Raw genomic sequence first — 23,335 nt, forward strand, 5'->3', positions numbered from 1 at the left:
TAATGCTCAACGCTGGACACTCCATCCGGGGGGCGAATGCAGTCGAATGTCTTCACGGCGGTCCTCATGCCGCTGGCGCTGGCCGTCATCATGCTCGGGCTTGGCCTGACGCTGACGCTGGCGGACTTCAAGCGGGTCATTGTCTATCCGCGCGCCATTCTGGTGGGCCTCGGCTGCCAGATGTTGGTGTTGCCGGTGGCGTGCCTGCTCATCGCCCACGCGTTCAGTCTGCCGCCGGAGCTGGCGGTGGGGCTGATGCTGCTGGCGGCGTCCCCTGGCGGAGCGACGGCGAACCTCTTCAGCCACCTGGCCCGCGGTGACGTGGCGCTCAACATCACGCTGACGGCGGTGAACAGCGCGCTGTCGCTCGTCACGCTGCCGCTCATCATCAACCTGTCGCTGGCGCACTTCATGGACGAGGGCCGCGCGGTCCCCATGCAGTTCGCGAAGATCGTGCAGGTGGTGCTGATCGTGCTGGGGCCGGTGAGCCTGGGCATGTTCATCCGCTCGCGCAGCGCGGCCGTGGCGCAGCGCATGGACAAGCCCATTCGCATCCTGTCCACCCTCTTCCTCGTCGCGGTGATTGCAGCGTCCGTGTACACGGAGCGCGCGAATGCGCTCAGCTTCTTCCGCCAGGTGGGCCCGGCCGCGCTGGCCTTCAACCTGGTGAGCCTCGCGGTGGGCTACTTCGTGCCCATCCTGCTGCGCCTGCCCCGGCGGCAAGCGGTTGCCATTGGCATGGAGATTGGCATTCACAACGGAATGCTTGCGATTGCCATCGCGCTCAGCCCGACGCTGCTGGCGAACTCGACCATGGCCATTCCCCCGGCCATCTACAGCCTCATCATGTACTTCACCGCGGCGGCCTTCGGTTTCTATGTCAGCCGGCGCTACGCGGATGAGCAGGACCCCGCTGTACACCGCCCCCCCACGTCACTCCCCGAGAAGGTGTCTCGATGACGCTGCGTCGACCGCTGTCCGTGCTTTCCCTGTCACTTTGCCTGGGATTCTCCGCACCAGCCGCCGCCGAAGAGCCCGAAGCCGCTGCCCTGCCGTCGACTCCGCAGACAGCCCCCAAGCCCACGGACGCACCCACGGCCCCCACGCTCCCGCCGCTGGGGCCCGACACCCGTCTGTATTTCGCCAACATCAACTTCCTGCGATGGAACCCGCTGGGCATGGAGACCCAGAACCGGCTCGTCCTCCAGAAGCGGATGTTCGACGGCGAGTCCATGTTGACGCGCGACAACTTCGTCAACGGCGCGTTCGCCATCAAGGCCAACCCGGCCTCGGTGAAGATTGGCCCCGTCTTCGAGATTCAGCCGCTGGCCATCTTCAACCTGCGGGCGACCTATGAGTACGTCCGGTACTTCGGCACCTTCGGGTTCCTCCAGTCGTACAACAACCCGATGCTGGACTTCTCCGACGACGCGCGCGACCTGACGGAGGACGCCGCGTACAGCACCTCGGGTCACCACTACATGGTGGAGCCCACGCTCCAGGCGCGCTTCGGCTCGTTCGTGGTGCGGAGCAAGGCGTCCATCGAGTACTGGAACGTGGCGCTGCGCGAGGGCAACGGTGCGTCCTTCTACGACGCGCTGCTGGACACGCTCATCCCCGGCCGGGGCTGGGTGTTCACCAATGACACCGACCTGATGATGCTGACGACGCCGCAGCTCACGCTGGGGGCCCGCTTCAGCGGTGTGTGGCCGCGCTACCAGGATGGCTCGGGTGGCGCGCAGAACGTGGACAACAGCCACACGCGCATCGGCCCCATGCTGGCGTACGCCCTGAACACGCGCGAGGGCTCGTCGTTCAACCGGCCGACGATCCTGCTGAACTTCGCGTGGTACCTGAACCACCCGAACCGTGGCGGCGCCCTGCCCTACATGATGGGCGCCTTCGCCTTCACGTCCGACTTCCTGGGCGGCTAGGCGGAGGACTTCCGCCGGGCGTCCTGTCTTGGGGACGCCCGGCGTCGAAGCAAGGAGGGGCCCGCGAAGGCGCCCGTCCGAATCAGTGCTCGTCGTGGGGCCCGTGGGCGTGGCCGTGCTCCAGCTCCTCGGCCGTCGCGGCGCGGACGTCCCGCACGGTGACCTCGAAGTGCAGCGTCTTGCCGGCCAGCGGGTGGTTGAAGTCCACCAGCACGGAGTCGGCCTTCACTTCCTTGATGAAGAAGTCCACCTCGTCCCCGTCCGGGTCGGTGGCGCTGAGCACGCCGCCCGCCACCAGCTCCAGGCCCTCCGGGAACTCCGTCTTCGGGACTTCCTCGATGCCTTCCGGGTCGTAGTCGCCGTAGCCTTCGTCGGGCCCCACCGTCACCTGGAGGGTGTCACCGCGCGACTTGCCCTCGAGCGCCTTCTCCAGGCCCGGGACGATTTCCTCGTGCCCCTGCAGATAGACGAGCGGCTCCCCCGGCTCGCTCTCGTCCACGGCCTTGCCGTCGCCGAGGTGGAGGCGGAAATCGATGGAGACGACGCTGTCCTTGGTAATTTTCATGGGGCCCTCATAGCGCACGGCCGTGGCGTGTGCCTCAATCATGTGCCTGTCTGACAATGAGGCGAGCGTCCCGCCTGGATCGACTGTCCGATTCCAGTGGTGCGGAAGCCCAGAAGCGTCAGGTCCCCGAGCGCGGGCTCCCCATTCCCAGGTCCAGCGAGGCCGCCCGGGTGCTCCGGGCCAGGCGCGTCTCCAGGCGAAGGATTCGGCGGTGGTGGTCCACGGGCAGCTCCGCCGCCGAGGCCAGCTTCGCGTGGTGCAGCGCCCGCGCGAGGTCCTTGAGGCCATGCTCGTACAGCTTGGTGAGCTGGAGGTGCAGCGTCGCGGCCTGGAAGCCCTGGGCGGTCTGCAGTGCCTGGTGCAGGTGCGCCGCAGCGGCCGAGGCGTCACCCGCCTTGCGTGACAGCCGGGAGGCCAGGGCCAGGGCTTCGATGCCCACGGCGCCGGTGTCCCCCGCCGCCGCGGCCCGGGCGAAGGCCTGGGCGCGCTCGTAGTCGCGTGCCCGGAGCGCCACGCCCGCGAAGCCGAGCAGGTCGCGAGGGTCCGCGTCCCGGGGCACGGAGGCGCCTGCGCCCCTGCTCGGAAGCGGCGGACCAGCTCACCGAGCAGGGCCGCCAGGAGGAGGAGGTCGTTGACGTTGTGCTCCAGCACGGGCGTCAGCGCCGAGCCGTCTCCGCCGCGCAGGTAGCGGAAGTACAGGTCGGGAATCAGCGAGCCGTCCACGTCGTCGACGCGCCGGAAGCCGAGGACCTGGTCTTCCAGGTGGACCAGTCGCGTGCCGGCGCCCCGGTGCTTGAAGACGCGGCGGGCGCAGTGGAGCAGGTCCAGGTGGGGCAGCTCCACGGGCGCGGGGACGCGGTTGAGGACGAAGCGCGTCCGCAGGAGCGGCCAGTCGAAGCTCTTGCCGTTGAAGGTGACGAGGCAGGAGGACGCGGCCATGCGCTCGGCGAGCGAGCGCAACATGGGGGCCTCTTCTCCCAGGCGCCGCAGGAAGAGCTGGTGCACCTTGAGCGAGCGGCCCTCGAACCACGCCAGCCCCACGAGGAATGGCACGGTGCCCGTTCCTCCGGCGAGCCCGGTGGTCTCCGTGTCCAGGAAGAGCATCCGCTGGAAGTCCACGCCGGCCAGGTCCGCGTGCAGCGCGAGGCTGGCGACCAGGGGGCCTTCCACGTCCAGGGCCGCGGCGAGAGGCGCGGAGCCGTGGTGGTGTTCCGGGGAGAGGATGCGCTCGGAGATGTGGACCGTGCCGTGGGCCGTGGCACGGGACTCCACGGGCAGCGGGCCAGGGGGCGCTGGCGGTGGCGTGCCCCGGCGCGCGGCGGCCGGCCCTGACGCTCCGACCAGTCCGACAGCATCCGGCGCAGGCTGTCGATGCGGGGATCTCGGGGGCGGGTGGAGTCGAGGCCGTGACGGGGCGTGCTGCCGGGACCTCCACCGTGCCCTCCGTGCGGGCGGCCTGCGATTCCGCGTCGGCGGGCGTGGACGGCGCCTCCATGCGCCGGGCTTGCACCAGCTTCGCCAACTGCGCGGCGAGCGCGTCGGGCACGCCCGCTTCGGCCCCAGGCGCGGGCATGGAATCCGCGCGCGCGGCGGGCTCGGCCTGTGGCTCCGCCACGGGGGCTTCGGGGGTGACTTGCCCCCGGGGCCCACGCTCGTCAGGCGCGCCAGCTTGCGCTTGAGGTCCACGGCCGCGCCTCCCGGTTACTGCATTCCCGCGACGCCCAGCGCCGATAGCACTTCGAGCGCCAGTCGCTTGCGCGGAAGGGGGTCCACGGGCGCCTGCCCCGGCATCGCCCCCGCGGCAGGGCCGATACACGCCGGACAGCCATCCTCGCACGTGCACGACTCCAGCAGCCGGCGCGCGCGGTTCAGCAGCTCGTCCCGCTGGTCATACAGCCGCGCCGCCAGCCCCACGCCGCCGGGCACGTTGTCGTACAAGAACAGCGTCGGGTCGAAGCCCACGCCACCATCCTTGCGGGGCGGTCCCTCCGCGTCATCCCGGCTCCCCAGTGTCTTGCCGATATCCCGAGGGTCGATCATCAACCCCACGCACGCCACCGTGCGCAGCGCCGTGGTCAGGCCGCGAAGCGCGTCGATGACCGCCGGTCGCGGCGCCCGCATGGCGCGCACCACCGTCTCCGGCACCGTCAGCCAGAGCGCCGTGGTGTGCATCTGCATCTCCGGCAGCGCCACGTCGCCGTAACCGACGTTCTCATGCGTGTGGTACTTGATCTTCTTGTACCCCACGACCTTCTCGATGACGCTGACCTCGCCCATGCCCGCCTGAAGGTCCGGGCCCATGGGCGCGGCCTGGTCCTCCTGGATGACGTGCACGCGCACGTAGGTCATCGCGTCGGTGAAGTAGTCCGGCGCCACCTTCCGCACGAAGGCCTTGTGGTTCTCGTAGTCGAAGCGCTCGACCTGATACTGCTCGGCCTCGTGTTGGTAGATGGCCTGCTCGTGCAGCATCGTGTGCGCCGAACGGAAGTCCATCTCCGCCAGCGTCCGGTCCGTCCCCTTCTCGATGATGACCACGTTGTCCCAGCCCACGCTGCGCAGTGACACGTGGTTGGCCGGATACGCATCCGTGGACCAGTGGAACACGCGACGGCCCGCCTCGCCCACGGTGGGGTGCACCACCTCGTGCTGCGCGAGGAACCCGAGCGCCTCCGTGGTGGACTCCGGCGGCACGTCCCCGAAGGGCTCTCCCTCCTCGAACGGCAATTCGAAGGACGCACACTTGAGGTGCTGAACCAGAATCTCCACGTTGTCCGGGTCGATGCGCGCGTGCTCCACCGGCGAGCCCACGAGGAAGCGCGGGTCGCCGGCGAGGTACTGGTCCAGCGGCGCGCTCGACGTCACCAGCAGCGCCAGGCTCCTCTCCGCGCCGCCCTGCCCGGCCGAATCGCTGCATCAGCGCCGCCACCGAACCCGGGTAGCCCGCGCACACCACCGCGTCCAGCGAGCCGATGTCGATGCCCAGCTCCAGCGCGTTGGTGGCCACCACGCAGCGCACTTCGCCCGCACGCAGCGCCGCCTCCGTGGCGCGCCGCGTGCCCGGCAGATACCCACCGCGGTAGCCCTGGATGAGGGACGGGTCCAACTTCTCCTCGACGAAGCGGTCGCGGAGGTACTTGAGCATCACCTCGATGTTGTTGCGCGACTGCCCGAAGAGCAGCGTCGACACGCCCGCGCGCACCAGGTCGGCCGTCAGCCGCACCGCCGTCTTGAGATAGCTGGCCCGGATGCCCAGCTCCGCGTTCACCACGGGCGGGTTGAACACCATGACGCGGCGCTCGCCGGAAGGCGCCCCGCTCTCCGACACCAGCGTCACGTCCCGCCCGAGCATCCGCCGCGCGTGGGCTTCTGGATTGCCAATGGTGGCCGACGCCGCGACGAACACCGGGTCCGCGCCGTGGAAGCGCGCCACGCGCTGGAGCCTGCGCAGCACGTTGGCGGTGAGAGCCGAAGACACCCCGGTACGTGTGCAGCTCGTCGATGACGACGTAGCGCAGATTGGAGAACAGGCGCGCCCAGCTCGCATGGTGCGGGAGGATTCCCGTGTGCAGCATGTCCGGGTTGGTGAGCAGCACACCGCTGCGCTCCCGCGCGGCCCGGCGCGCATCCGCCGGCGTGTCCCCATCGAAGGTGATGGCGCCATGGGACAGGCCCGCCTCGCGCATCAGCGCGCGCAGGGACTCTTCCTGATCTCTGGACAGGGCCTTGGTGGGAAACAGGTACAGCGCCCGCGCCTGGGGCTCCCGCGCGAAGCGGTCCAGCAGCGGCAGGTTGTAACAAAGGCTCTTGCCGGACGCGGTGGGCGTGGCGATGACCAGGCTCTGGCCCGCCCGCGCCAGCCGGTACGCCTCCGCCTGGTGCGAGAAGAGCTGCTGGATGCCCCGCTTCTCCAGCGCGTCGCGCACCTGGGGCGCCACCTCTTCCGGAATGGGCGCGAAGACGCCCGCCCGCGCGGGGGTGGCCTCATCCAGGACGAAGCAGGAGCGGAGCTGCCGGTCCGACCGCCACCCCTCCAGTACGGAGTCCAACCCGCGAGGCGCGTTCCACGGCGTGCGACGGGCCCCTCCGAAAGCGCCCGGTTCCTTCTCTGGCTTCATGGGCCGGGCACTGTACAGACGTATACCGAGGCAAACAACGCGGGAGCGCGCTTCATTGGTTTGAGCTCCAGCCAATACGCGCAGAGGCGGACGTGCGGGCACTCCACTAGTGTGCCGCGCCGTGGCCCTCGCCATCTTCCTGTTCACCTACGTCTTCATCGCCGGTGCGCGCCTTCCGTACCTGAAGCTGGACCGCCCCGGGGGCGCGCTGCTGGGCGCCGTGCTGATGGTCGTCTTCGGCGTCGTCACTCCCGCCGAGGTCTACAACCACAGCGCCGACGCGAACCGTCACGCCATCGACGCGGACACCATCGTCCTCCTGCTGGGGATGATGCTGCTGGCGGCGTACATGTCCCAGGCGTCCTTCTTCCGCACCGCGGGCGCGTGGGCCGTGCGCAAGGCGCACACGCCCCGGCGGTTGCTGCTCGCCGTGACGTTCATCTCGGCCGCGCTGTCCGCGTTCCTGGTGAATGACACCGTGTGCTTGATGCTCACGCCCCTGGTGCTGGCCACCGTGGAGGACGCGCGCCTGCCGCCGGCTCCGTACCTGCTCGCGGTGTGCATGGGCAGCAACAGCGGCTCGGTGGCGACCTTCACCGGCAACCCGCAGAACATGCTCATCCAGGGGGCCTCCGGGCTGTCCTACGCCAGCTTCGCGGCGTACATGGCCCTGCCTGCCCTGCTCTCCACCGCGGTGGTCGCCGCCGGACTCCTGTACCTGTTCCGGCATGACCTGCCCGTGAAGCAATTCGAGCCCAACCCTCCGCCTCCGCCCGTGGACCGGGGCATGATGGCGCTCACCTTGACGGTGCTGTCCGGGGTTGTCGTGGCCTTCTTCGCCGGGCTGCCCATGAGCTGGAGCGCCCTGGCCGGCGCGGCCCTGGTGATGGCCCTGGCCCGCCGCGAGCCACGCGAGGCGCTGGAGCGCGTGGACTGGGTGCTGCTGCTCTTCTTCGCCAGCCTGTTCGTGGTCGTCTATGGCGTGAACAAGCACGGCTACGCGGAGGACATCCGCGTCCTGTTCGAGCCCCTCATGGCGGGCCCGCCCCTGCGGGAGACGCTGGGCTTCGCGGGGCTGACGCTGGTGGCGTCCAACCTGTTCAGCAACGTGCCCTTCGTCATGCTGGCGCGGACGTGGGTGCCCACGCTGCACGACGTGGAGCTGGGCTGGCACGTGCTCGCGCTGGGCTCCACGCTGGCGGGCAACCTCACGCTGGTGGGGAGCGTGGCCAACCTCATCGTGTTCGAGGCCGCGCGCGGGAAGGTCAACATGAGCTTCCTCCGCTTCCTCCGCGTGGGCCTCCCGGTGACGCTCGTCAGCTTCGTCGTCGGGCTGAGCGTGCTCCTGGTGGAGCACGCGCTGTTCTGAAGCAGGCCGTGTGACTCAGGGGTCGGGGTCCGGCAGCTCGCCGGGCGCCAGCTCGTCTTCCGGAGGCTTCGTCGCCTCGGGTGCCGGAGCCGAGGCGCCCGCCTTGCCGGGCACCACGTCCGAAGCCGCCGCGGAAGCCCGGGGCGGCGGCGCGCCACCGCGGTCGGTGGGCGTCAGGTCCTTCACGAACATTCGCGCCACCTCGTCCAGCATGGACGTCATCGCCGCGCGGAAGAGTGACGGGTCCTTGCCCACCTTGAACGGGTCCAGGTGCTCCTTGCCCTCGGCCACCTGGTCCATGGCGAACGGGCGGCGCCACACCTCCGTGCGCCCGTCCAGGGTGAACATGCGGCCATAGCCTCGCAGGTACGCGCCCGCGCGGCCGTCTTCGCTGCGCATGCCGTAGTCCTGGATGACGAACTCGACGATGGTGTCCGCGCCCAGCGACGCCACCAGGTCGTAGTCCGGCGCGTTGGCCGGCACCTCCTCCACCAGGAAGCTCTCCAGCACCGAGGCCACCCGCGCGGGGTCCACCACGTGCGTCCACGGGAACTCACGCGGCAGTTGCGACAACGTGGTGACCCGGAGGCGCTCGGAGATCTCGAAGCGCGTGACGGCTTGAAGCAGCTTCACCGTCAGCCGCCGGTCCGCCTCCACCGGCTCCAGCTTCTTGAGCTTGTTCCGGTACGCCGAGTCCTCGCGGAACACGTGGCTCTTGGGGCCGGCCCCGTCCTCGATGCGGGAGATGAAGGCCGGACGCTGGACGCGGTCCAGGTCCGCGCCAGCCAGGCGCTGCGACGCACAGCCCGAAGCCAGCAGCAGTGCGAGAAACGGCAGTATCCGTTGCGTCATGGAGGGACTGTTCTACCCCATTCCCGTCCCTCACGCTCCTCCCCGGCCTCCTGGGTGTTGGCGGGTCTGCGGTCGTGCCTGACTGGCTGCTATGCTTCACGGCTGTGAAACAGCCGCCTGTCACACCTTCTGTCTCGCTCCCGGGCCGCAAACGCCGGCTTGGGGAGATTCTCATGGACGCCGGGCTCCTCTCGGAAACCCAGCTCCGCTCCGCCCTCGCGGAACAACGCAAATGGGGCGGCAAGCTGGGCCTCACCCTGGTGCAGATGGGGTACGTGGACGAAAGCTCCATGGTCCACGCCCTGTCGCGGCAGCTCGCCATTCCCACGGTGGATCTGGAGCAGCACACTGCGTCCGCGGTGGCGCTGCAGGCGCTCCGGGCGGACATCTCCGAGCGCTACACCGTCTTTCCCATCGCCGCGGATCCGGCGACGAAGACCCTCACCGTCGCCACCGCCGACCCCACCAACGTGGAGGCGTTCCAGGAGCTGGCCTTCCACTGTGGCCAGCGCATCCAGGTGGTCGTCTCGAGCGCGTCGTCCATCGAGCGCGCCATCCGCCGCCACTACCACGGGGAGGTCACCTCCACGACGGCGACCCCGCTGTCCTTCGGCATGGACGAGCCCACCTTCGAGCTGGCGCCCCCGGCCGAAAGCGCTCCCGTGTCGATGGCCGTGCGCGCGGCCTCGGCGACCCTGGCGCAGCCCGGCCGTGAGACGGATCTCACCCAGCGCGTGGAGGAGCTGACGCAGCAGGTGGCGGGGCTGGAGCGGATGGTGGCCCAGCAGGCCCGCTCGCTGCGGGCCATGCTGGAGCTCCTGGAGACGCGCGGCCTGGTGACGCGAGACGACTACCTCGCCAAGGTGCGCTGACCTCAGACGAGGATGAGGTCTTCCTCGACGCCGGCTTCGGTCAGCACGCGCTGCGTGCGCCGGAGCCGTTCATCGCTCAGGTTGGAGATCAGGGCCAGGATCTGCGGGTGGCTGGAGATGAGCGCGTCGAAGTCGGCGCGCGGCAACCGCAGCAGCGTGGTGTGCCGGGTGGCGGTGACGGTCGCGGTGGCAGGCGTCTTCTGGAGCAGGGAAATCTCTCCGAACACGTCCCCTTCTCGGAGCTGCGTCAGCAGGTGGCCGTCCTTGCGCACCTCCACCTCGCCGGACAGGACCACGTAGAGGCCGTCCGTCGCGTCGCCGTCACGGATGATGACGGTGTCACGCTCCACGTCCCGGGAGCGGAAGCGCTCCACGAGCGCGCGCCGGTCCTTCCGCCCGAAGAGGCGGAACAGCTCCGACGTGTTCATCACGTTCGTCAGCATGCGCTGCCGGCAGAACTTCTTCAGGGCCTGGGCCACCTGCGGGTGGCTTCCCGAGAGCTCGCCTAGCACGCTGGCGGAGATCTCCAGGAGCTGGGTGTCGTCGGACGCGGACTCCACCGAGGCCGTGCGCGCCGCGCCGGACAGCAGGGCCATTTCTCCGAAGAAGGTGCCTCCTTCGAGCGTCGCGATGTCCTGGCGCTGGCCCTCCTCCGTCCGGAAGACGCGCACCGCGCCCTCGCAGATGACGTAGAAAGCATCGCCGTGGCTGCCCTGGTCGATGATTCGCTCGCCCGGGCCGAAGCGGCGCAGCGGGCAGCGCTCGAACAGCTCGATGAAGGCGTCGCGAGGCAAATCCGAGAAGAGCGGAATCGTGGGCAGCGCGTCCAGGGAGCCCGCTTCGGGAGGGACCTCCTCCGTCAGGCTGTAGATCTCATCCTCGAGGCCGTCGCTGATGGACGTGCCCCTCAGGCCTTGTCGATCCAAGCCCGCCTGTGCGGCCAGCTCCACCGCGTGCAACAGGGAGTCGGCTTCCAGCTCCAACTCGGTGAAGGAGAACGGAAGCGTCGCCGTCCGGAAGGAGGCGCCCAGCGCGGGTGACAGGTCGTGGCCCGGGAGCGCGGTGGCGCCCGCGGGGACCGGTGGGTCGGCACGGCGCGCCCGAAGTCCTGGGGGCGCGGAGGAGGCCGCGGCTTCAGCAGCGGCGGGCGCTGCCTGCGTGGTGATGGGCGACGACAGGGCTTGCCAGCGGCCGCTGTTCGAGACGGACCGTGGCGGTGCGGACGGCGCGGGTTCGGGCGCGCGAGCAGCGCCCACCGCGGGCAGCCGCTGCGACGCGCGGGGTGCCAGTCCTGGCGGCAACGCGCTCGTCGCCGGACGCGCGCCTCCGGGTTGAACAGCGGGAATCCGGGTCGCGAGCGGCGGCGCTTCTGGCTCACGGATGGCCATCGCGGGCGGGATTGAGGCCGCCACGACGGGCTCCAGGTCCAGCGTCAACTCCACGCCTGCGGTCCCCTCTTCCGACGCCAGTCCTACCTCGACCGAGTGGACGACTTCTTCGGTGCCACGCGTGGACGCCTCGGTGGACAACAACAGCTCTGGAGGCAGCTCCGCGGACAGGTCCACCGCGGGACCGCCGGCCTCCAACGGGGCTGGCGAAGCACTGTCCTCTGCCTCCCCCACATCAATGGCGGCGCCGGACGCGCGCACTGTCTCGGGCGGGCGCGACGCCCCAGCAGGCTCGGAGGACGTCTTCACCGTCACGGACGACGCGCTGCTCATCGGGCCCCGGGCCCGTGCGCCCATGGGCGTTCCCCGGCGCGCGTACAGGTCCGCGAGCATCTGCTGCACGCCACGGTGCGCGGGGTCCATCTCGAGGATGAGCTTGCTCGCGGCGATGGCGCGCGGAAGGAACCCCTCGCGCGCGAAGCCTTCCGCGGCGGATTGATACGCCGAGATGGCCCGGTCCCGCTGCCCCGCCTTCACCCAGGCATCCCCGGAGCGCAGGCGTGACTGATGGTCCTTGGGCTCGGCCCGGCAGTAGTCCTCGTAGAGCTCCGCCGCCTTGGAAAAGCGTCCCTTGGTGAATGCCTCGGACGCCTTGTCCTTGAGCTTGCGCAACTCCATCAGCGAGCACCCTCCGACGCGGTGCTCGCGGACGCCGGTGCGGCGCCCGCGGCCTCACGCACCGTCCGGAAGTAGTCCGCCTTGAGGGCCTCCAACTGGTCCGCGTGCTCGGCGCTGCCCAGCTTCCGGAGCGACGAGGCCGCCGCGGCGCGAATCTCGGGCAGGTCGTGGAACAGGTCCTTGGCCACCGCGTCCGCCGCCTGCGCGTCGCCGATGCTCCCCAGCGCCAGCAGCACGTCGCGGCGGGCCACGCTGTTGGGCTCGTCCAACGCCTTCACCAGCGTGGGCACGGCGTCCTTCGCCTGAATCCGTCCCAGCAGGGCCGCCGCGAGCGCCGCTTCCGGTCCACCTTCGCGCACAACGGCCTGGAGCTGCGCGGAAGCAGAGCCCGGCACAGCGCCGGCGCGCGTGAGCGCATCCAACACCAGCAGCTTCTCGCTCCCCATCTTCGGCAGCACCTCGATGAGCGCGGCCTGCCCCGCCTCGCCGGCCTCCGCCAGCGCCTGGGCCAGGGCCTTCTGCAGGTCGCGGTCCGGCTCGACGAGCCCGGCCTTGGCCACGTTGACGCCCTCGGGGCCCAGCCGCGCCAGTCCCACCAGGGCCGCCACGCGCAGCGCGGCGCTGGAATCCTGGGTGTAGCCGGTGAGCAGCTCCAGGGCGCCGGGCGCCTTCAGCGCCCCCAACGCTCGCAGCAGCGTCGCCAGCGGCACCAGCCGCTCCGGCGCCACGTCGTCGTACAGCTCGGTGGGCACGCGGTGCCGCACCACGTCCCGCCCGGACTCACGCACCCGGGCGGCATTGAGCTCCTTCACCCGCCCCAGCAGGTCCGCGTGCCGCGACGGCCGATCATCCTTCAGGCCAGGCGTGGACGGGGGCGGCATGGTCGAAGGGTCGAACCCCACGCCGAACTTCTCCGGGAGCGCTTGGGTCACCCAGTCGGCGCGCAGCGCTTCCAGTCCCTTGACCTCCTGCTCGTAGAGCTTCTGCAACGCGGGCACCACGGAGGCATCCCCCACCTCCGCCACGGCCTCCACCGCGAGCAGGCGCAGCGTGGCGTCGGGATGGCTCAGCCACGGCACCACCTTGCCGAGCAGCGGCAGCGCCGCGGGTCCCAGCCCCTCGACGGCCTGGAGGCCGCTGGCGGCCGTGGCCGGACGTGCCAGCCGCTCGCCAATGGCGTCCACCGGACAGCCGCCGCGTGAGCGCATGCTCCGGCCCGCGACGAGCGCCTCCGCCGGTGCGCCCTCCATGACGATGGCGCACAGCGCAGCATCCGTCTGCGGCGTTCGGGGGAAGGACACGATGGCGTCGATGGCCAGCGGGCTGACGGCGCTCTTCTCCACCGCCACCAACTGGAGGCGCTGCGTGGCCACCGGATCCTGAAGCTTCATCAGGGCGTGGATGGCGGACTCGCGCAGCTCGGGGAAGTTCTCCTCCAGCAGCAGCGCGATGGGGCTCACCGCGCGCTTGTCGCCGGCGTCCCCCAGCCCGCGCACGGCGGCGGCGGCGAGGATGACCTGGCTGTCGCGAACCAAGGGCAGCAGCCGGTTGACGGCGTCGGGACGGCCGCTCTTGCCCAGCTCCTCGGCGGCGCCCACGCGCTCGGGCAACGCGCCTTCGGTCAACGCGAGCTGGTTGCGGTCCCACTGGGAGCGGGCCTCGGCGGCGACCACCTCCGCCATGGCCCCTGGAACGTTGGCGTTCTTCAGGGCCTGGACGATGACCTGACGCGTGGCCCGGCCCCGCCGTCCGTACTGGAGCGTGAGGTACGCCTTGGCCTTTTCGTTGTTCACCTTGGACAGCGCCATGGCGGCGCGGCCCTGGACCTCTTCGTCCTGGTCCTCGAGCAATTCGCCCAGGAGGTCCACGACGCGGGCGTCCTGGCTCTCTCCCAGCGCCACGGCGGCCTCGGCCCGGACGATGGCGGCGAAGTCCTTCGCCGCGCGGGTGAAGAGGACGAGGTCATCCGGGTTGCCCTGCCCGGCCAGCTTCTTCACCGCGAGCGCGCGGACCTCCGGACGAGGACTCTGGAGGTCCGCGAGAAGCTGGTCCCTGCTGCCGTTGCAGCCGAGGAGCAGGGCAAGTGCGAGAATGAGGGGGCGTGCGCCGGTTCGCATCGGTCTCCGGTGAGGGAAACGGTGTAGGAGTTGGCGCCGGTTATATCAATCCCCCTCGATTCCCGCCCAATCCACCGCGTCATGTATCAACGCGGACGGCGAGGCCCCCGGGGAGGCGGCCGGCCCGCGCCGCCTCGGGGACGCTCATTGCTCCAACTCGGGGCGCTTGCCCGCTCCTTCTTCTTGCCCCAGTCCTGGAATCCGCCGGACTTCTCGGCGGGAGGACCCTTGCGAGCCCCGGCCCGGACGACGCGTTCACGGGGATTCCCGCTTTCGTCGGTGGGCGTCCAGGTGCTGCGTGCGGGGCGTCCGCCCTCGGAGCCCTCACGGCGAGGACCACCTCGGCCACGCGGAGCGTCTGCCCCTTCGGCGCGAGGCTTCCACTCACGGCGCTCCGGGCGGCCCGCACCCGCGCCTCCGGAACGGGGCGAGTACGGACGGCCTTCACCCCGCGGGGCACGGCTGGCGCCGCCGCCAGCCCCCACGACTTGCGCTCCGGACGGCCTTCGCCACCCGCGCGCGGTGCGCGAGTCCGCGGCGCGGCGTCTCCGCCCGCGCTCCACTCGCGGCGATCCGGACGACCCGCACCACGGCTCTTGGGGGCTCCGCCCTCGTCACCGCCAAAGGAGCGACGGGCGCCGCCGGCACCACCGAATGCGCGCCCCGCACCGCGAGCGCCCGTGTCACGGCTACGCGGACCGCTGCCCGCATCGCCGCCGAAGGAGCGGCCCGGACCACGGCTCCGCGGCGCGCCGCCCTCGTCACCACCGAAGGCGCGGCCCGGACCACGGCTCCGAGGAGCGCCTGCCTTGTCACCGCCGAAGGACCGGCCGCGCGGTGCGCCCTCATCGCCACCGAACGAACGGCGTGCGGGCCTGCCCTCGTCACCGCCGAAGGAACGGCGCGCAGGCCTGCCCTCATCACCACCGAAGGAACGGCGCGCGGGCTTGCCCTCGTCACCACCGAAGGAACGGCGCGCGGGCCTGCCCTCATCACCGCCGAAAGAACGACGCGCGGGCTTGCCCTCATCACCGCCGAAGGAACGACGCGCGGGCCTGCCCTCGTCTCCACCGAAGGAACGACGCGCGGGCTTACCCTCGTCTCCACCGAAGGAACGACGCGCGGGCTTACCCTCGTCTCCACCGAAGGAACGACGCGCGGGCTTACCCTCGTCACCGCCGAAGGAACGGCGCGCGGGCTTGCCCTCGTCACCACCGAATGAGCGGCCACGCGGCGCGCCAGCCTTGTCACCGCCGAAGGAACGGCCACGCGGCGCGCCCTCATCGCCACCGAACGAACGGCGCGCGGGCTTGCCCTCGGCCGAACCCGCCTTGGGCCGACCGAAACGTGCCAGGCTCGAACCACCCGCGGACGCGGCCTTGGCCGCACGGGCCGGCGCCTTGCGCGCGGGCTTGGCGGCCACGGGCGCATCATCATCCATGGACAGCTCCGCCTCATCGTCCGAGTCGAAGCCCGGAGCCGCCCGGCCATGCCGGCGCGGAGGCAGCCTCAGCTCCCCCGTCGGCGGCGCGGCCTTGCCATCCGACACCGCGTTCAGCAGCTCCACCTCGCTCGTCTTGAGCGGGCGCAGCTCACCGGGGCGCAGGCCTTCCACGCCCACGCCGGCGTAGGACGGACGGAACAGGCGCACCACCGGGTGCCCCACCGCCGCGCACAGCCGCTTGATGAGGTGCGGGCGTCCTTCCGCCACGACAATCTTCAGCCAGGTGTTCCGCTCCGCCGCCTCGAACACGCTCACCGACACCGGCGTGGCCATGCCGTCCTCGAGCCGCACGCCGCCGCGCAGCTTGTCCAGCGTGGCCGTGTCCGGAGCGCCCTTCACCTTCGCCAGGTAGGTGCGCGGCACCTGGAAGCTGGGGTGCGTCAGCTTGTGCGCCAGCGCCCCATCATCCGTGAACAGCAGCGCGCCCTCTGCGTCGTAGTCCAGACGGCCCACCGGGAACAGACGCTTGCCCGTCTCTTCCACGTAGTTGGCCACCGTGGGCCGGCCCTGCGGATCCGACAGCGTCGTCACGACGCCCACGGGCTTGTAGAGCAGGAAGTAGGAGGATTCATCCGGAGGCGTGACGAGCGTCCCGTCCACCGTCACCAGGTCGGTGCCGGGCTCCACCCGGCTGCCCAGCTCCGTCACCGTCTTGTTGTTCACCGCGACGCGGCCCGCGGTAATCAGCTCTTCTGCATGCCGGCGCGAAGCAACTCCCGCGCGGGCCAGGTACTTCTGTAGTCGTTCGGCCGCCATACCATCCTTCTTCCATGCTGCCCGTCACTCGGGCTTGGGCCCCGTCGTATCACCCGTCTCGGGTTTCGGGGGCGTCGTGTCCAGGACGCTGGAGCTGACCTTTTGTGTCCGGTCCGCGGCCGCCATGGCCTCTTCCAGGTCCTCTAGCGCGGCTTCACTGGCCGCCGCGCTCTTCTCCATCCGCTTCGTGAATGCCGGGTCCGACAGCGCTTCCACCGTCCCCGCAGCCGGGGGCGCCGGCTTGTCTTCCTTCTCGACGATCTCCCGGTGCTCCTGCGTCAGCTCGTGGAACTCACGCAGCGTGGGCAGGGCAGACAGGTCCTTCAGTGCGAAGAACTCCAGGAACTCGCGCGACGTTCCGTAGAGGATGGGCCGCCCCACTTCTTCACGCTTGCCCAGGATCTTCACCAGCTTGCGGTCCATCAACGCCTTGATGACCGCGCCGCAGTCCACGCCGCGGATGTCCTCGATTTCTGGCCGGGTCACCGGCTGCCGGTACGCGATGATGGCCAGCGTCTCCACCGCCGCACGGGTCAGCCGCTGTGGCTTCACCCGCAGGTAACGCCGGACATATTCACCCGAATGCGGGTCCGTCCGGAACTGCCACCCGCCCGCAACCTCGTACAGCACGATGCCGCTGATGCCGTCGCGGTGGATGCCGGAGAGCTGGTTGAGGGCCTCGGCGATGAGCTCCCGCTCGATGCCGGTGGCCATGTACAGCTCGTCCACCGACAGCGGACGCTCCGCCACGAAGAGCACGCTCTCGATGACGGTGCGGATGCGGTCCGTGGACAGCTTGCGGCTCTTGGAGAGGAGCTTCTCAAAGGACGTCTCCAGGTCTGGAGGCGCCTCGTCCGAGTCCTCCTCGATGGAGGCCGCTTCCAGTTCGTCCAGCTCATCCGCCGGGCCGGGGCCCGTGACAGCAGCGATTTCCTCTTCGGAGAACGGGCCAGGGCCACCGGGCGTGCCCGGTTCGGGAGTCTCGTCTTGCGGTCCGTTGCTACCGGTAGTCACTGTCGTCGACCTCCGTGGGAGCCAGCTTCTCCAGCGCGTCCCCGTTGGGCAGCAGCAGGATGGGCCCCAGCGGCTCGTCCTGCACCACCCGGATGAGCCGCCGCTTCACCATCTCCAGGATGGCCAGGAAGGTGATGACCACCTCCTGTCGCGACGGGGTTTCCTCTTCCGTGAACAAGCTCTCGAACAGAACCTGTCCATGCGGGCGCAGGCGCTCTACTACGCGGAGGATGGCCTCGGACAGCGTCACGCGCTCCCGGACCACCTCGTGCTGCAGTTTGGGCTGCAACCGCTCCAGCACCCGGTCGAGCGCCTCCACCAGCTTGAGGACGCTGAACTCCTGGAGCCCCACCTCCTCCTCGGGGATGGGCACCGCCTCCACCGGGACGTTGCGGGCGAAGACGTCGCGGCCGAGCAGGTCCTGCGTGGCGAGCTGTTCAGCGGCGTCCTTGTACTTCTGGTACTCCAGCAGGCGCCGCACCAATTCCGCGCGCGGGTCCTCGGTCTCCTCGGCGACCGCGAGCACCTCCGCCCCCTCCTGCGCCGAGACGACGTCCTGCCGGGGCAGCAGCATGCGGCTCTTGAGGTGCGCCAGGGTGGAGGCCATCACCAGGAACTCCCCGGCGATGTCGAGGTTGATCTCCCGCATCCGCTCCAGGTGCTCGAGGTACTTCTCCGTAATCAGCGCCAGCGGAATGTCGAAGATGTCGACCCGATGCTCCTTGATGAGATGGAGCAGCAGGTCCAGCGGACCTTCGAAATTGGGCAACGCGATGCGGAAGTTGTCGCCAGGACTCCGCGGCAACTCCCCTTCACGAGGGGCCTCATCGGTCGGCGAGCGACGGTCCTCACTCACCGGATGTCCTGGATGGCGTCAACGGTGTGGGTGGGGGCGCGTCATCGCGTAAGGGCCCGACTTTCTTAGGCAGCGGGCACGAGCCTGGAGGACACACACCCATACCAGTGCCCCCCAGGAGGGTCAAACAATCGGCAGTGAAAGCCCGTTCAGGCACACGGACTCATGGGACGCCCACGGCCTTGCGGACCTGGTCCATGAGGCGGCTCGCCTCGGCCCTGGCCCGGCTGGCGCCGTCCTGGAGGATGCGCTCCACCTCGCCCGGGTCGGCCGCCAGCTCGGCGTACCGCTGACGGGCCGGGCCAAAGGCCGCATGGTAGGCCTCCAGGAGCTTCTTCTTGTAGTCGCCGTAGCCCTTCCCGCCTGCCCTCCAGGTGGCGTCCACCTCGGCAAACTCGGACTCGGGAAGCATCAGCTTCAGCAAGTCGTAGAGCGGCGCATCGCTGACGAGCCCGGGCGGCGGCGACTGCGTGGGCAGCGGCTTGGGCGCGTCCACCGGCGTCGAGTCCGTCTTGATGGACATGATGCGCTTCTTGATTTCCTTCTCGTCCCCGAACAGCTCGATGGTGTTCCCGTAGGACTTGGACATCTTCTGTCCGTCGACGCCGGGCACCGTCTGGGTGGTCTCCTGGATGCGCGCCGCGGGCAGCTTGAGGATGCCGGGCGCATGGCCCCGCTCCTTGCCTTCCGGGTCGGCCGGGTCGTAGCCGGGCACGTACTGGGTGTTGAACTTCACCGCCCAGTCGCGCGCGAACTCGATGTGCTGAATCTGGTCCTTGCCCACCGGGACGAAGTCCGCGCTGTAGAGCAGGATGTCGGCGGCCATCAGCACCGGGTAGGCGAAGAGGCCGAAGTCCGGGCTGATGCCCTTGGCCACCTTGTCCTTGTAGCTGTGGGCCCGCTCCAGGTGCGCGTGCGGCGTCACGGTGCCCAGAATCCAGTACAGCTCCAGCACCTCGCGCACGTCGCTCTGCCGGAAGAGCACGGCCTTCTTCGGATCCAACCCCAGCGACAGGTAGGCCATGGCGGCCTCGCGCGTCAGCGCCAGCGCGGCCTTGGGATCCCTCACGGTGGTGAGCGCGTGCAGGTTGGCGATGAAGTAGTACCCCTCGCCTTCATCCTGGAGCTGCACGAACTGGCGGAGCGCGCCGTAGTAGTTGCCGATGTGCAGCCTGCCGGACGACTGCACTCCTGAAAGAATTCGCATGGACTCGCTCTGATTCGGTTGGGCGGAATCGGGAATCGGACGGGGCTCGTTCGCACACCCGACGCGGCCCTGCAACCGTCCGTTGCCCGTGTCCTGCGCCCGTTCAGTATCCGAAGTCAAGACGGACTCTCCCTGGAACTTTGCGTCCCGCCAGGAAACCCTGAGCAAATTCAGGCACTTGCAATTGAATCACAGTGGGGTGCGCCGGTACCCTGGGGGTTCCTCACGCGGGCCAACCCACCTTGGAGGAAGCACCGGCATGGAGCCATTCAACGGAAGTCTCGCCAACTATCGCTTGCAGTTGGTGATGCCGCCGCTGTTCAGCGCGCCCGGGGTTGAAGGGGTGCTGAGCGTGGAACGTGGCGCGGTGCGGCGCTGCTTCCACGTCAAGGACGGCTACCTGGTGGGCGAGAGCTCCAACGACCCACGCGAGCACCTGGCCCAAATCCTGGTGAACCTCCGCATCCTGGACGCCCCCCGCGCCGCGGCGGCCTTCGAAGCGGCCGAGGGAGCGGGCATGCCCTACGGCACCTTCCTGGTCCAGCGCTGCTTCGTGGAGCTGCCCCGCCTCATCGAGGCCCTGGAGCACAAGGCGCGCGAGTCCCTGTTCGACTGCTACGCCTGGGAGTCCGGCGAGGTGGGGTTCACCCCTGGCTTGCCGCCCTCAGCCCGGGCCATTGGGCTCAAGCTGTCGCTGTCCACCCTGCACCGTGACGCGGTGTCGCGGCAGCGCGAGTGGAGCATGTTCCGCGACATCTTCCCCCGAATGGACACGACGTTCCGCGTCTTCCGCGAGTTCGCCGTGGAGACGTACTCGGAGGAAGAGGACGTCCTGCTGGACCTGGCGGCGAGCGGCGCCACGCTGGGAGAGCTGCTGGCGAGCGCCCGGGAGGCGCCACTCTTCGCCGCGCGCTGGGTGCTGCACCTGTACCGGCGGGGGCACTGGCCCCGCGCAAGGCCCTCGGCCCCCGATTGGGTGAAGCCGCCGAGCTGCAGGAGCTGCTCACCCTGGTGAAGCGCTTCCTGGAAGCCGGCCAGTATGACCATGCCGTCGCCCTGGCCGCGCAAATCCTGGAGCAAGGCCCCGTCCCCGAAGCCCACGCCCTGTACCGCGAGGCGGAGATCCGCCTGACGCTGGCCCTCAGTGACGAACTCTTCGCGCTCGACGGGCGCCTGGTGTTCGAGCCGATTCCGCGCCCCACCCCGCCCGACCTGACGGCGGATGACCTGTACCTGTACTCGAAGCTGCGCGGCAGCCGGAGCATCCGGCAGGCCCTGCGCACGGCGGCCATGGGCGAGCTCGCCGCGTCCCGCTCGGTGCACCGCCTGATGGCGTCCGGGCTGATTCGCGTGGCCCCGCTGCCAGGGAGCGGGCCCCGGCGGGCCCACACGGACCCGTTCGGCCTCCCCATCCACGGCGTGGGGAGCTGAGCGCCAGCGGACGGAACGTTCCGCCCACGGCGCCGAGGCCCCGGACCGCCCCTACCGCGCGGCGGCCCGCGTCTTCTTCGCCTTGGGGACGAAGACGTCGCTGCGCGGGTGGAACTCGTCGTACACGGACCGCAGCCGGGCGGCGTTCACGTGGGTATAGATTTGCGTCGTGGCGAGGTCCGCGTGCCCCAGCATCTGCTGGACGGCGCGCAGGTCCGCGCCGCGCTCCACCAGGTGCGTGGCGAACGAATGCCGCAGCTTGTGGGGCGACAGCGGCTTCACGATGCCCGCCTTCAGCGCGTACCGCTTGAGCAGCTTCCAGAAGCCCTGCCGCGTGAAGCCAGAACCTCGCGGCGTGACGAACAACGCCTGGGACTTGCGCCGCCCCAGCACCGCTGGCCGGGACTCCGCCAGGTATGCCTGGACCTTCTCGATGGCCACGCGCCCCAGTGGGACGAGCCGCTCCTTGGCGCCCTTGCCCTTCGCCACCAGATAGCCCGCCGTGAGCTGCACGTCGTTGATGCCCAGCCCACACAGCTCGCTCACGCGGAGGCCGGTGGCGTACAGCACCTCCAGCATGGCCTTGTCACGCACGCCCGTGGACGTGCGCTCGTCCGGGGCCGCCAGGAGCTGCTCGACCTCTTCCAGGGTGAGGAACGACGGCAGCTTCCGGGCCGACCGGGGCGTGTCCAGGTCCTCCGTCGGGTCCTTGTCCGCCATGCGCTCGGCGACGAGGAACCGGTGGAAGCCGCGCAGGGCCGCCAGGTGACGGGCCTGGCTGCGCTTGCCCAAGCCCCGCTTGCCCAGCGAGGCCGGTGCGCGGACACGTCCTCCTGCCGCGCCTGCGTCACGTCGGAGACGCCGCGGGAGCGCAGGTCCTCGAAGTACACGTTGATGTCGGCGGCGTAGGCGTCCACCGTCTTGCCGGACAGTCCGCGCTCCGCGCGGATGAAGGCGATGAACGCGTCGAGCATTCCTTCCATCGCCGCGCAGGCTACCGGAGGCGCGCGGCGAGGCAACTCAGCGGCTCAGGCCCGGGGCTCCCTCGCCCCCTCCGGCGACGCCGACTCCAGCGCCTGAACCACCCACGGCCAGCCCACCACGATGTTCCCCGGCGAGCGCAGGCAGGCATCCGCCACCGCCAGCACCTCCGCCGGCCGCGAGCGCACCGCCAGCGCCAGATGCCGCCCCAGGAAGGGATGCGGCAGATAGCTGAGGTTGTGGTGACGCACCGGCACCCAGCCCAGCGTGGGCCGCCCCGTCCAGCGCTCCACGGCATACGCCACCGCGGACGCCAGCACCTCCAGCGCATAGAGCGGCAGCCGGAACGCACTCACCAGGAAGGCCACCAACGCACTGGCGGCCACCGCGCCGGCGTAGGACGGATTCGTCGTCCCACTCCAGAGCAGCATCGGCGTCAGGCTGGCGAGGATGGCCGCCATCTGGACCCGCACCACGGTGGGGCCCCGGCCAATGGCAATGCCGCTGATGCTCCCACACGCCAACCCGGCCACGCTCCCCAGGCACACCCCCACCACCATGCCCGCCACCCCACCCAGCTCCGGCCCGAAGGCATCCGCGGCCGTGGCGTGCAGCCCCAGCAGCGTGGCCAGACTGGACAGCGAGCCCAGCAGGACGCCCGCGGCCAGCCCCAACACCTGCGCCACCAGCAGCCCCACCGCCGAGCAGAACAGCGCCGACAACACCCAGCCTCGCTCCAGCGGCAGGCCCGCCGTCACGAGCGCCAGGCCCAGCACCTGCGTCACCACCGGCGCGCCGACGAGCAGCAACAGCAGCATGCGCCGGACATAGACGGCCGTGGCCCGGTCTCCCTCGGACTGCTCGCGACACAACGTCCCCAGCCGTGCGCCCGGAACGCGGATGCCCGCGGCTCGCAGCCGGTAGTGCAGGTCCACCGGCCGGAACAGGAGCAACAGCAGTAATTTGAGCAGCCCTGGGACCTGCTCCGGTGCATCCACGGAGCTCGGCCGTGTTCCCCCCTGTGCCAAGAAATCCCCCTATTCTCGGGTTCTAGTCCTCCAGCCTACCCTTCCCCTGCCGGAGGATTTCAAGTGAATCGCCGATGAGTGAAATCACGGTCGACGGTTCATTGAGCGTCACGCCCCCGTCAAGGATGAGGTCCAGGCCGTGGCCCAGCGCTTCCTTGATATCCTTTGCGTCCGTGAGGGGCTCACCCTCCGTATTGGTCGCGGAGGTCGTCACCAGAGGGCGGCCCAGGGCTCGGGTCAGCTCGCGAACGAGCGCCGAGTCCGGCACCCGGATGCCCACCTGCTTCTGCTTGGACATCATCAGGTCCGGCACCAGACGCGTCGCTTCCAGGATGAAGGTGAACGCACCCGGAGTGAGGCTCTTCATGGTCCGGTACGCGAAGTTGCTCACGTGCGCGTAGCGGGCCACGTCCGACAGGTCGGGGCAGAGAAAAGACAGGGGCTTCTTCTTGTCGCGTCCCTTGAGCTGGTACAGCCGCTCGATGCCCTTCTTGGAGCTCAAGTCGCAGCCGAGCCCGAAGTACGTGTCCGTCGGGTAGGCCAGCAGGCCGCCGCGCCCCAGCAGTTCCACCGCTCGTTGGATGTGGCGGGGTGAAGGGTGCTCCGTGTCCACCTCGAGGATGGGTGCGGCCATGATGTCCTCCGTGCCTCCTGTGACTGCTGCTGAA

At 69.9% G+C, this 23,335-nt stretch carries 15 protein-coding genes and 4 pseudogenes; 5 read left to right on the forward strand and 14 right to left on the reverse strand.

What is annotated here, in order from left to right:
• The first annotated feature begins 36 nt into the window (after nucleotides 1-36).
• Both QEG98_RS20170 and QEG98_RS20175 read left to right on the forward strand, forming a co-directional pair.
• Nucleotides 37-960: a bile acid:sodium symporter family protein gene (locus QEG98_RS20170; RefSeq protein WP_316567756.1), complete on the forward strand. Its 924-nt coding sequence runs from the start codon at nucleotides 37-39 to the stop codon at nucleotides 958-960.
• Nucleotides 957-1,934 carry a hypothetical protein gene (locus QEG98_RS20175; RefSeq protein WP_316567757.1) on the forward strand — a complete coding sequence of 326 codons (978 nt, stop codon included), beginning with the start codon at nucleotides 957-959 and terminating at the stop codon, nucleotides 1,932-1,934. Before QEG98_RS20170 ends, QEG98_RS20175 begins: the two co-directional genes overlap by 4 nt.
• Nucleotides 1,935-2,016: 82 nt before the next feature.
• Here the strand turns inward: QEG98_RS20175 and QEG98_RS20180 are convergent, their stop codons facing one another.
• From QEG98_RS20180 to QEG98_RS20195, 4 genes and pseudogenes are all read right to left on the reverse strand, one after another.
• Nucleotides 2,017-2,499, reverse strand: coding sequence for a peptidylprolyl isomerase (locus QEG98_RS20180; RefSeq protein WP_167371207.1), 483 nt, complete (start codon nucleotides 2,497-2,499; stop codon nucleotides 2,017-2,019).
• A gap of 118 nt (nucleotides 2,500-2,617) precedes the next feature.
• Nucleotides 2,618-3,058, reverse strand: a complete 441-nt coding sequence (locus QEG98_RS20185; RefSeq protein ID WP_316568099.1) for a hypothetical protein — start codon at nucleotides 3,056-3,058, stop codon at nucleotides 2,618-2,620.
• Between the two features lie 98 nt (nucleotides 3,059-3,156).
• Nucleotides 3,157-3,603, reverse strand: a pseudogene (locus QEG98_RS20190) (ribonuclease H-like domain-containing protein); the annotation flags it as partial.
• A gap of 597 nt (nucleotides 3,604-4,200) precedes the next feature.
• A pseudogene (locus QEG98_RS20195) lies at nucleotides 4,201-6,614 on the reverse strand (DEAD/DEAH box helicase).
• A 121-nt stretch (nucleotides 6,615-6,735) separates the two neighbouring features.
• Between QEG98_RS20195 and QEG98_RS20200 the strand changes: the two are divergent.
• Nucleotides 6,736-7,983, forward strand: a complete 1,248-nt coding sequence (locus QEG98_RS20200) for an SLC13 family permease (RefSeq protein WP_316567758.1) — start codon at nucleotides 6,736-6,738, stop codon at nucleotides 7,981-7,983.
• A gap of 15 nt (nucleotides 7,984-7,998) precedes the next feature.
• On the opposite strand, the gene QEG98_RS20205 is transcribed toward QEG98_RS20200, so the two are convergent.
• A complete protein-coding gene (locus tag QEG98_RS20205) occupies nucleotides 7,999-8,835 on the reverse strand; it encodes a hypothetical protein (protein WP_316567759.1) in 837 nt (278 codons plus the stop codon).
• A gap of 173 nt (nucleotides 8,836-9,008) precedes the next feature.
• On the opposite strand from QEG98_RS20205, the gene QEG98_RS20210 reads away from it, so the two are divergent.
• Nucleotides 9,009-9,707 carry a hypothetical protein gene (locus QEG98_RS20210; protein ID WP_316567760.1) on the forward strand — a complete coding sequence of 233 codons (699 nt, stop codon included), beginning with the start codon at nucleotides 9,009-9,011 and terminating at the stop codon, nucleotides 9,705-9,707.
• Between the two features lie 2 nt (nucleotides 9,708-9,709).
• On the opposite strand, the gene QEG98_RS20215 is transcribed toward QEG98_RS20210, so the two are convergent.
• From QEG98_RS20215 to trpS, 6 genes are all read right to left on the reverse strand, one after another.
• Nucleotides 9,710-11,773 carry a cyclic nucleotide-binding domain-containing protein gene (locus QEG98_RS20215; protein ID WP_316567761.1) on the reverse strand — a complete coding sequence of 688 codons (2,064 nt, stop codon included), beginning with the start codon at nucleotides 11,771-11,773 and terminating at the stop codon, nucleotides 9,710-9,712.
• Nucleotides 11,773-13,890, reverse strand: coding sequence for a HEAT repeat domain-containing protein (locus QEG98_RS20220; protein ID WP_316567762.1), 2,118 nt, complete (start codon nucleotides 13,888-13,890; stop codon nucleotides 11,773-11,775). The genes QEG98_RS20215 and QEG98_RS20220 overlap by 1 nt, the downstream gene beginning before the upstream one ends.
• 79 nt (nucleotides 13,891-13,969) lie before the next feature.
• Nucleotides 13,970-16,150: a pseudouridine synthase gene (locus QEG98_RS20225; RefSeq protein ID WP_316567763.1), complete on the reverse strand. Its 2,181-nt coding sequence runs from the start codon at nucleotides 16,148-16,150 to the stop codon at nucleotides 13,970-13,972.
• A gap of 24 nt (nucleotides 16,151-16,174) precedes the next feature.
• On the reverse strand, nucleotides 16,175-17,164 hold the full coding sequence (gene scpB, locus QEG98_RS20230; RefSeq protein WP_090494442.1) for an SMC-Scp complex subunit ScpB: 990 nt from the start codon (nucleotides 17,162-17,164) through the stop codon (nucleotides 16,175-16,177).
• On the reverse strand, nucleotides 17,151-18,020 hold the full coding sequence (locus QEG98_RS20235; RefSeq protein ID WP_090494444.1) for a segregation and condensation protein A: 870 nt from the start codon (nucleotides 18,018-18,020) through the stop codon (nucleotides 17,151-17,153). Before QEG98_RS20235 ends, scpB begins: the two co-directional genes overlap by 14 nt.
• A 163-nt stretch (nucleotides 18,021-18,183) precedes the next feature.
• Nucleotides 18,184-19,227 carry a tryptophan--tRNA ligase gene (gene trpS / locus QEG98_RS20240; protein ID WP_090494446.1) on the reverse strand — a complete coding sequence of 348 codons (1,044 nt, stop codon included), beginning with the start codon at nucleotides 19,225-19,227 and terminating at the stop codon, nucleotides 18,184-18,186.
• A 259-nt stretch (nucleotides 19,228-19,486) separates the two neighbouring features.
• Here trpS and QEG98_RS20245 point away from each other — a divergent pair.
• Nucleotides 19,487-20,658 (forward strand): annotated as a pseudogene (locus QEG98_RS20245) (DUF4388 domain-containing protein).
• Between the two features lie 51 nt (nucleotides 20,659-20,709).
• On the opposite strand, the pseudogene xerD reads toward QEG98_RS20245, so the two are convergent.
• The 3 genes and pseudogenes from xerD to QEG98_RS20260 all read right to left on the reverse strand — a co-directional run bounded on the left by xerD (nucleotide 20,710) and on the right by QEG98_RS20260 (nucleotide 23,301).
• A pseudogene (gene xerD, locus QEG98_RS20250) lies at nucleotides 20,710-21,641 on the reverse strand (site-specific tyrosine recombinase XerD).
• A 45-nt stretch (nucleotides 21,642-21,686) separates the two neighbouring features.
• Nucleotides 21,687-22,667, reverse strand: a complete 981-nt coding sequence (locus QEG98_RS20255) for a hypothetical protein (RefSeq protein ID WP_316567764.1) — start codon at nucleotides 22,665-22,667, stop codon at nucleotides 21,687-21,689.
• Between the two features lie 22 nt (nucleotides 22,668-22,689).
• Complete coding sequence (locus QEG98_RS20260; RefSeq protein ID WP_090494453.1) at nucleotides 22,690-23,301, reverse strand: L-threonylcarbamoyladenylate synthase; 612 nt, start codon at nucleotides 23,299-23,301, stop codon at nucleotides 22,690-22,692.
• Between the last annotated feature and the right edge of the window lie 34 nt (nucleotides 23,302-23,335).

Origin of the sequence: Myxococcus sp. MxC21-1 (assembly GCF_032612255.1) — a bacterium.
Classification (GTDB): domain Bacteria; phylum Myxococcota; class Myxococcia; order Myxococcales; family Myxococcaceae; genus Myxococcus; species Myxococcus virescens.

Bases quoted from the DNA above. Each gene is read 5' to 3' on its own strand.
- QEG98_RS20170 (WP_316567756.1), top strand. From the start codon at position 37: ATGCAGTCGAATGTCTTCACGGCGGTCCTCATGCCGCTGGCGCTGGCC.
- QEG98_RS20175 (WP_316567757.1), top strand. From the start codon at position 957: ATGACGCTGCGTCGACCGCTGTCCGTGCTTTCCCTGTCACTTTGCCTG.
- QEG98_RS20180 (WP_167371207.1), bottom strand. From the start codon at position 2,499: ATGAAAATTACCAAGGACAGCGTCGTCTCCATCGATTTCCGCCTCCAC.
- QEG98_RS20205 (WP_316567759.1), bottom strand. From the start codon at position 8,835: ATGACGCAACGGATACTGCCGTTTCTCGCACTGCTGCTGGCTTCGGGC.
- QEG98_RS20210 (WP_316567760.1), top strand. From the start codon at position 9,009: ATGGACGCCGGGCTCCTCTCGGAAACCCAGCTCCGCTCCGCCCTCGCG.
- QEG98_RS20215 (WP_316567761.1), bottom strand. From the start codon at position 11,773: ATGGAGTTGCGCAAGCTCAAGGACAAGGCGTCCGAGGCATTCACCAAG.
- QEG98_RS20220 (WP_316567762.1), bottom strand. From the start codon at position 13,890: ATGCGAACCGGCGCACGCCCCCTCATTCTCGCACTTGCCCTGCTCCTC.
- QEG98_RS20225 (WP_316567763.1), bottom strand. From the start codon at position 16,150: ATGGCGGCCGAACGACTACAGAAGTACCTGGCCCGCGCGGGAGTTGCT.
- trpS (WP_090494446.1), bottom strand. From the start codon at position 19,227: ATGCGAATTCTTTCAGGAGTGCAGTCGTCCGGCAGGCTGCACATCGGC.
- QEG98_RS20260 (WP_090494453.1), bottom strand. From the start codon at position 23,301: ATGGCCGCACCCATCCTCGAGGTGGACACGGAGCACCCTTCACCCCGC.